This window comes from Draconibacterium sp., from assembly GCF_041583095.1.
Classification (GTDB): domain Bacteria; phylum Bacteroidota; class Bacteroidia; order Bacteroidales; family Prolixibacteraceae; genus Draconibacterium.
On the sequence record NZ_JBFHGM010000227.1, the window covers coordinates 1 to 8,095 of the forward strand.

General features: G+C 43.1%; 8 protein-coding genes and 1 pseudogene. 4 read left to right on the plus strand and 5 right to left on the minus strand.

Annotated elements, in window-relative coordinates; all coding sequences use genetic code 11:
• Positions 1-649: 649 nt before the first annotated feature.
• Both ABZB17_RS17290 and ABZB17_RS17295 read right to left on the minus strand, forming a co-directional pair.
• The gene (locus ABZB17_RS17290) at positions 650-1,708 is read right to left on the minus strand and encodes a TIGR04133 family radical SAM/SPASM protein (protein ID WP_372651953.1); all 1,059 of its coding nucleotides are present in this window, start codon (positions 1,706-1,708) and stop codon (positions 650-652) included.
• Positions 1,705-2,076, minus strand: coding sequence for a hypothetical protein (locus ABZB17_RS17295; protein ID WP_372651955.1), 372 nt, complete (start codon positions 2,074-2,076; stop codon positions 1,705-1,707). The genes ABZB17_RS17290 and ABZB17_RS17295 overlap by 4 nt, the downstream gene beginning before the upstream one ends.
• A 233-nt stretch (positions 2,077-2,309) precedes the next feature.
• Between ABZB17_RS17295 and ABZB17_RS17300 the strand changes: the two genes are divergently transcribed.
• Positions 2,310-3,062 (plus strand): hypothetical protein, encoded by a 753-nt coding sequence (locus ABZB17_RS17300; RefSeq protein WP_372651957.1) that lies wholly within the window; start codon positions 2,310-2,312, stop codon positions 3,060-3,062.
• 18 nt (positions 3,063-3,080) lie between these two features.
• Here the strand turns inward: ABZB17_RS17300 and ABZB17_RS17305 are convergent, their stop codons facing one another.
• A complete protein-coding gene (locus ABZB17_RS17305) occupies positions 3,081-3,476 on the minus strand; it encodes a response regulator (protein WP_372651959.1) in 396 nt (131 codons plus the stop codon).
• 198 nt (positions 3,477-3,674) lie between these two features.
• Here ABZB17_RS17305 and ABZB17_RS17310 point away from each other — a divergent pair, with 198 nt between their 5' ends.
• Positions 3,675-4,625, plus strand: a complete 951-nt coding sequence (locus ABZB17_RS17310) for a D-2-hydroxyacid dehydrogenase (RefSeq protein ID WP_372651961.1) — start codon at positions 3,675-3,677, stop codon at positions 4,623-4,625.
• A gap of 99 nt (positions 4,626-4,724) precedes the next feature.
• Positions 4,725-5,225 carry a hypothetical protein gene (locus ABZB17_RS17315; RefSeq protein ID WP_372651963.1) on the plus strand — a complete coding sequence of 167 codons (501 nt, stop codon included), beginning with the start codon at positions 4,725-4,727 and terminating at the stop codon, positions 5,223-5,225.
• On the opposite strand, the gene ABZB17_RS17320 is transcribed toward ABZB17_RS17315, so the two are convergent.
• Positions 5,193-5,609 (minus strand): (deoxy)nucleoside triphosphate pyrophosphohydrolase, encoded by a 417-nt coding sequence (locus ABZB17_RS17320; protein WP_372651965.1) that lies wholly within the window; start codon positions 5,607-5,609, stop codon positions 5,193-5,195. The two genes, ABZB17_RS17315 and ABZB17_RS17320, sit on opposite strands and share 33 nt — an antisense overlap.
• 65 nt (positions 5,610-5,674) lie before the next feature.
• Here ABZB17_RS17320 and ABZB17_RS17325 point away from each other — a divergent pair, with 65 nt between their 5' ends.
• Positions 5,675-6,211, plus strand: a complete 537-nt coding sequence (locus tag ABZB17_RS17325) for a hypothetical protein (protein ID WP_372651967.1) — start codon at positions 5,675-5,677, stop codon at positions 6,209-6,211.
• Here ABZB17_RS17325 and ABZB17_RS17330 read toward each other — a convergent pair.
• Positions 6,208-8,095, minus strand: a pseudogene (locus tag ABZB17_RS17330) (hypothetical protein); the annotation flags it as partial. The gene ABZB17_RS17325 and the pseudogene ABZB17_RS17330 overlap by 4 nt on opposite strands.

Sequence of the window (8,095 nt, forward strand, 5' to 3'; positions counted from 1 at the left end):
ACGAGTTCAGTAATTTTAGTCGGCATCGCGTAGCTTTTCCGAGGGAAGCGGACGCAGCCTTGGGTTTTCTGTCTACTCTTTGGGCTAAACCAAAGAGTAGAATCCGGCTGATAAGCCAAAAGAATGTCGCTTATACTTGCTCGCTTTTATTCAATATTGAAACTTCTAAGTGAGATACTTTTTACTTCTCCACCGGATTTTCAATGTGACCCATTTTTACGCTGGTTTTGGTGGATTTTCAATGTGATCCCTTTTTATATTACTTGTTGGATTCATAGCTTTTGATTTAATGTTATAACTTTAAAATATACGGTCGTAAAATATGATCACTGCGGTACGCAGCAGGCTTTGTTTTATACGCATTGAGGGGCGTTCTGTTACAAGGGGAAGACGGGCAGCGGACATCAGTATGACGTAATCTCACCGCTCTTGCTGTGCAAGCCATCAACAAAAAATAATAAGGCTGGCTGGAATTGATAAACACAGGCTACTAAGGTTCCCCAATTCGATAAGGTTTATAATTTCTTCGCCTAAAAACCTTATTTTCAAAATTAACCTTAGTAGCAACCCACACACAACATTGCAAAACCTTATTAACCTTATTCCTGCAGCGGGTAAGTCCCGAAGCTTCGGAACACTGCAGGGATAACTACGCACTTCCCTGTTCTATTTTCTGATGATGACAAACTAAAACATTCTGTTTGTTGCCGTGCCAGTTATGAAATCCGTTTCCCTGGCAATCCTTGTACACGCGGCACGATTTACACTGCCCGGTTTTTGTCCAGTTCCGATTTCGAAAGGGCTGAAATTTATTCTGCCACACTTCGTAAAAATTGTCGGTATAAATATTTCCCTGCGCAAAGTTTCTATCTATATTTGGGCAAGCCGAAATGGAGCCGTCGATTAAAACCGAGCCAATATTAATCCCTGCCCGGCAAAAGAAAGAGCTATCGCGCACCAGCGATTCGTATTTGCCCACGTATCCCTCGCAACTAAATTTCACATCAATGTCTTTTGTCTTTCGTTGTTCGGCAATAAAATCCATCAGCTCGACAAACTGCTTATTGGTTAATTGCAAGTCGGGATTGTTTGCCGCACGGCCAATCGGAATAATGGTAAATAAACGCCAGGCTTTGACGTTTTTTGCAAGCAGTAGGTCTTTAATCTGCCTCAGCTCGTTAATGTTTTTCTGATTTACACAGGTAACCACATCAAAGTTTAAACGCCTGGCTGAAGCCGCCAACTCAATAGCATTTAGCACTTTCTGAAAACTGGTAAGATTATTTCTCATCCAGTTATGCGACGCTTCCAAGCCATCGAGACTAATCGTTAATGCACCCATTCCGGCATTTAATAATGAAGAATGCCTTTCCTGGCTATACAGGTGTCCGTTTGAGACCATCGACCACCGAAACCCTCTCCTCCTCAATTCTTTTCCGCAGTGTTCCAAATCGTTTCGCAACAAAGGTTCTCCTCCGGTAAATACGATGGTAAAATTTGGGGCTTTATCTTCAATGGTGTCAACTGCCTTCAGAAAATCATCGAGCGGCATATCGGTAAAAGCGCTGTCTTTTGCACAATCGCTTCCGCAGTGGATGCAATTTAAATTACACCGGGTGGTACACTCCCAAAACAAATAATTTAGTTCGTGCGCCCGGGTCTCTATCTTTTTGAATTGCCTGAAAGCATATTTTTTAAGCGCAATCATTCTTTTTCTTTCATCGCTATTTCCAGATAGACCGATTCGCTGGCGTCCTCAACCGCTTTGAGCAAATTCTGAAAAGAACCGTTTTCTGCCCCATCAATATCCTCGAATCCAACCACTAAATTCTCAAATTTTTCCGAATACATCAAGAATTTCCCTTCATCATCTGTTGTGACGTAATAACTGTTATCACCGGCAACGGATACTTTAATCCCCTTTATCGGCAATCCGGTTGTTTCGGAAGTAACCTGTCCTTCAACCAGTCTATCGTATCCGAAATCCTGCGGGGTACCATAACACGCCTGAAAGATGAACATCGCTGATGTAAAACTGAGGCCTTTTAATACGTTTCTGATTCGATTGTTTTTCATTTTGTGCTTTTAGTTGTGCAATTTATAATGGGCAACTGCTTTATTGCAATAAGAAGAACTTCATTATTTCTGCCTGCAAAGGCAAAAGTTTAACGTTTTTGGTGCTCTAAATTTAAACATCTTATGTTAAAATCAATAGGTATTTCCCGGAATTAAGCGTCTATTTATTCAGAAAGTATTCATTTAAATCAGAAATCCTGCGATTTTTAGGTTTAACTACAATCAACTTAACCATGACAACTAAAACCTGTATTTACCGCATTGGCATCGCCACACTTCTATTCGTTTTTGTATTGAATTGCAAGGCCCAAACCAGTGTTTCGCTGCGTTCGCAATGGCTCGATCCCACCAATTTATTTACCGAGGAAAAACCAACGGGCGAGTTTAGTACTGAGTTTTCGGTTGGCGGCCCCTGTAGCCTGTATTTTTACTACGCCCACGATTTAAAAAACCTGACTCCGATTTATTTAATTGGCGGAATGAACCACACCCATGAATCGATAAAAGCCGACAGCCTTGTTTTTGCGCGACAGGAAGCGCGAATAATACCCAATCGGTCGCGGGTAATTTTTATCAGTTACCAATACAGCGAAACGGTTGACAACCTTTCGTGGATTCAGCCGGTAGTTACCTGGAACTGGAACTTTTTCCGGAAGCCCTCAAATTCGGTGCATACCTTTACTGCTGAAGTTTCGCCATGGATGTCGCTGCAACGTGGCGACCGCTATCAGGACGGCGGTTTTATCAACGCGCAGTACAACTATACCAAACACCTCGATAAATGGATACTCTCGGGCAACCTGAAAACCATTGCCGTTAAAGTGGTGGAAAAAGAGTGGGATGCTTTTGTTTTAGGAGAAGTTCTTGATCTTTCTGCAGAATTTGTCCCCCTGAAAACAAAGCTTGATATCGTTCTCAACCGGCCACTTATTACCGACGAAGCCGATGACCTGGGATTTACCATCGGAATAGTTAAAGAGTTTTGATTTTAAGTTGAAATAGTTTTAAAAATGTTTCCCGATAATTTTTAGCAGATCAGCTTTACGAATGGGTTTGCTCACGTAATCGTTAAAATCGTTTCCGTTTGATGCTGCCTTCTGCGTTTCGGGGGCAAAGGCCGATAAGGCAAATATTTTTATCGCCTTATCCGATTCCCTTATATTTTTCACAGCCTCGTAGCCATCCATTTCGGGCATCTTTAAATCCATTAAAATTAAATCGATATCAGAATGTTCTTTATGCATATTTATGGCTTCTACTCCCGTTGACGCAATAAGCAGTTCTTCGGCAATATCGTTTAACATATACGAAAACAACTTCTGATTAATCTGGTCGTCTTCAGCCAGTAGAATTCTTAGTTTTTTTATGGCAGGTGCACTGCCAGGGTTACTCGTTTCCATAGGGTCATTAGTTTTTGTGAATAGCTAACACAGCACAGTAAAGACAGTATTGTGCCGGGCAAAGAATCCACAATTTAATTCGTCCATATTTTATCTTTTTTTGTATAACACATTAAATATAGAGCTTTCATTTCGATTCGCGAAATAAGCGGGTTGCTCATTTTGTTTATTTTTGACAAGAAATAAAAAATCAGAAGTATGAAGATCGTTGTTTTGGATGGCTATGCACTAAATCCCGGAGACTTAAGCTGGGAGAAAATGAAAACACTGGGAGAATTAACCGTTTACGACCGCACCGCTCCTGAGCAAATCCTCGAGCGGGCTGCAGATGCCGAGATCGTTTACACCAACAAAGTCATACTAAACCGCGAAATCATAAGCAAGCTGCCAAAGCTAAAATTCATTGGAGTACTTGCAACAGGTTATAATGTGGTTGATACAGCTGCCGCAAACGACGCAGGAATTACCGTTTGCAATATTCCGGCGTACAGCACGCAGTCGGTGGCGCAATTGGTTTTTGCCCACATATTGCATTTTACCAATAACGTGGCCCTGCACGCCAAATCGGTAAGCAACGGCGAATGGGCCTCTAGTAAGGACTTTGCCTACTGGTTATCGCCGCAAACCGAGCTGGCCGGGAAAACACTGGGTATTATTGGTTTTGGGCAGATTGGACAAGCCGTTGCCCACATAGCACTGGCTTTTGGAATGAAAGTTATTTTTAACAACCGCAGCAAAAAAACTACCGATCTGGATGCACATCAGGTAGATTTTGATACTTTACTGGAGAGCAGCGATTTTATTAGCATTAACTGCCCGCTAACCAGCGAGAACCAGGGATTCATAAATAAAACAAGCATTGCAAAAATGAAACCAACGGCTTTTTTGATAAACACCGGCCGCGGACCACTGATAAATGAACAGGATTTGGCTGATGCGCTAAACACGGGGAAGATTGCAGGTGCCGGCCTCGATGTGTTGTCGGTTGAGCCGGCCCGGCCCGAAAATCAGCTGCCAAAAGCCAAGAACTGCTTTATAACGCCACACATTGCCTGGGCAACGCTTGAGGCCCGCCAACGGTTAATGAAGATTGCAGTTGACAATCTCAAGGCGTTTATTGACGGGCAACCGATTAATGTGGTTGGCTAAGATGTTTAATAATCGTTAAGAATATATAAAGCACATCCGGGGCACGCAACCTTTTCCATCCCTCGTGCGTTCTATCAGCACACGAAAAGGGTAATTGTGTTGCTTAAAATACTACATATCGTATTGCTGGCATCGGTTAAGTATATTGTTACTCTTCCTTATGCCATGATTATCGGACTTGATTACAAGTATGCGCTGTTGGCTGTGCTTACCGGGGGCATCGGCGGATTTCTGTTTTTTTACTACATCAGCCAACCCTTAAACCGCGGATTAATGCGTTTGTGGCCATGTTTGTGCAAAGCTATTCCGAATTCCATGCGGGGACGATACCGCAACTGGTGTATCAACAGATCGAAGAAAAAGAAAAAACGAATATTTACCCGCCGAAACCGCTTTATTACCCGTATGAAATCGAACTACGGATTTTGGGGAGTTATAATTGCCACACCGGTTTTTTTAACCATCCCCATTGGTGCCTTTCTGGCCAATAAATACTATGCCCAACGACGACACACGGTTTTGTATATGATTTTATCGATAATTGGCTGGGCAGGTGTTTTGTCGGGCTTAGTGCATCTTTTTCCCGGTGTATTTCTTTAAACGCTTACGGTTTTCACCCATTTCAAGTAACTCCTTATCGGCTTCTGCTAAGTCAAGCTCATCCAATTCGTCAATCGTCACCCATTTTACAGCGTTATGATCGTTCAATTTTAGATTACCTGAAACCAACGAACAAACAAAGGGAATCAAACGGATGGCTTTAATCTGATAATCGTGTTCAACCGGAGTTAGTGCTCCCTGAACTTCCACTGTCAGATTTAATTCTTCATTTATTTCGCGAATGACACACTCTTTTTCTGTTTCGCCGGATTTTACTTTCCCACCGGGAAATTCCCATTGAAAAGGATGATCGGAGCTTTCGTTGTTTTGAGCAACAAGGATTTTTCCGTGATCGATAATTATGGCGCAGGTAACTTGAATCATTCGGTAAAAATAGAAACTTGAAGAATATTTTCTATCTTTTCTGCGCACTTGAAAATCAACCGCTGATGACTGAACAAGAACTTTTCGAACATCTTGATGTATGGGAAAACATTGAAATTGTTGCCGCATCAATGCTTAACGATCCGGCACAGTTTAATACCCTCATCCACCTTGCCCTCAACGACACCCGGCAAAAAAGCTGGCGTGCGGCTTACCTTGTCGATAAAATTCATGATGAAAGACCGGAGCTTTTACAGCCTTATCTTCCGACGCTGATCGGGCAATTAAAAACAGAGAAGAATGCCAGCAAACGACGTCACTGGTTAAAGCTTATCAGCATGAATTCCCTACCGGAAGAACACATTGGATTTCTTTTTGATTATTGCATTGATATATTTACCTCGGGCAGCGAAGCCGTAGCCGTGCGCGTGCATGCCATGCAAATTCTTTACAACATATCAGAACTGGAACCCGACCTAAAACCGGAGGTACTGCAGTTAATCGAGCAGGAGATGGAATTCCATCCTACAGCCGGCATTCGGTCGCGGGGTAAAAAACTAGCCACTAAATTATTCCGGCAAATTCAAAAAAACAGCGATTAAGAACCGGCTTTATTCTGAAACTTTACAATCAATTCCTGCAATTTGGCATCCAGTTCAGTATTCAATTCCTCTTGTTTGTAGTTTCGCGTAAGAATTATCATGTTTTGTAAATGTGAGATCTGGCGATTTTGTTCGCTTTGTACTGCTGCCGCAAAATTGTCGGGCAACGAAGCATAATAATCAAGCAAAGCAAAACAGTTATCCGCCATAATACGCACTTTTTCATTTCCTTTTTCTGTGGCCCCGGCACCGTAATACTGTGCTGCCATTTGGAACGAACTGTAATCGAGCGGAATTTTCTCGTTCGGGAAAAGCTCAAACATTTTATCCGCCACCTCAATGGCTTTTTCTCTTTCTCCCTGGGCCAGTAAAGCTTGCGACAAACGCGTAAACATATATTGCGCCTGCATAATGTTTATCTGCTTGCGGTTGTACTCGTCCATATGAATATACGGATCGTTTACATTTCCCCAAACAAACTTATTCATCACGTTATCGTAAAGAATATCCGTATCGATTCGTCCGGCAGTAACACCTTGTTTTGGTGTTCGTATCGGCACAAACCTGTAGGCAAGCCCTTCAAACTGCAACCAGTCGAGAAAATGAATATTTCCTGTGAATACCAAACTGTGATCGATATATATCGGGCGTTCCCAATTGTTGGCAGCAATCATATTCAGCACGGCCATTTCGCTTTTCGAGATCAGGTTATCCGAAATCTTAAAGCTTACTCTGTCGGCAATAAGTCCGGCATCTTTTTGTTTTACAGTTCCCGAATCCAGAACCTTTTGCTTATCAACCGTAATATGGAAATCGCGCGACGGCAGGTAATCCATCATATCTCCGCTGGTAACTTTTACTTTGGTACGCACATCGTCGCTACCTAAAAACTCCATGGCTTCGCTCAGCTCTACCGATCCTTTTATCCGGTCCTGGAAAAGCACCGCATCCATACGGCCCATGTAATATTTATCTTTTGTGAAAGTAAATGGTACCGGATCGGCATCGTATGTTTTAAACTGCTGCTGATTGATGTACCAGTCCATACCCAGGTAACTGATGTTTATGATTTTTATATCCCGGCGTACGCCCTCCACTTCCTGCACATACCACAGCGGGAAAGTATCGTTATCGCCATAGGTAAAAAGAATTGCATTTGGCGCACACGATTCCAGGTAATTGATGGCGTAATCGCGTGTCATGTATTTTCCCGAGCGATCGTGATCATCCCAGTTCTGCGATGCCAGCACTCCCGGCACGGCCACCACCGAAATTACTGTTGCCAGCACTGCTCCCGGCGCTCCTTTCAGCACTTTCTTTAAACCGGAATAAATGGCCAGCACACCCAAACCAATCCATATGGCAAAGGCATAAAACGAGCCGGCGTAAGCATAATCGCGTTCGCGTGGCTGGTACGGATACTGGTTGAGGTAAACCACAATGGCAAGGCCGGTAAGGATAAACAGCAGCATGGTTACTGCAAATGTTTCTTTGCCTTTTTTGCCCTGGTTATATTGAAAGAACAAACCCAGAAGCCCCAGCAACAGCGGCAAAAAGTAATACACGTTTCGGCTCGGATCATTTTTCATCCACTCGGGCATGTTATCGCGCGGCCCTGTTTTTGGCTCATCTATAAATGAGATTCCGCTTACCCAGTTTCCATTCTGAAAACCTCCATGGCCCTGCACATCGTTTTGCCGGCCCACAAAGTTCCACATAAAATAACGCATGTACATGTGGCCAACCTGGTAACTTAAAAAGAAGCGCAGGTTTTCGCCAAAAGTTGGTTTTTGCAGGGTTTTTACTTCGCCACGGTCGCGCACGCGTACCGGAGTTCCTTTTACTTTCCCCCAGTCTTTATAAGCCTGAATGTGGTTGGCTTTA